This is a genomic window from Delftia sp. S65 (genome assembly GCF_016516495.1).
Taxonomy (GTDB): domain Bacteria; phylum Pseudomonadota; class Gammaproteobacteria; order Burkholderiales; family Burkholderiaceae_C; genus Comamonas; species Comamonas acidovorans.
On record NZ_JACVUR010000140.1, the window covers coordinates 1 to 208 of the forward strand.

The following is a 208-nucleotide window of genomic DNA, read 5'->3' on the forward strand; positions in this document are numbered from 1 at the left end:
CAGGGCCATGGGCGTGCCCAGGTGGTCGCAGTGGTAGTGGTGGATGGCGATACGGGCGTGCTGTTCTTTTTCCTGTTTCTGCAGTTGCGCCTGCATGCCGGTGAGCAGGCGCGCGGTGCTGTCTGCCTGTTCACCCAGCATGGCTTGGGCGCTGGCGGGCAGGCCGTGCTCCAGGGTGTGGCGCAGGTGGCGGGCGGCGTCTTGCTGC

General features: G+C 67.8%; 1 protein-coding gene. It reads right to left on the minus strand.

Translation table 11 applies throughout. From position 1 onward, the window contains the following. A partial coding sequence (locus IAE24_RS30155) for a hypothetical protein (RefSeq protein ID WP_199962562.1) occupies window positions 1–208 on the minus strand: 208 nt, incomplete at both ends.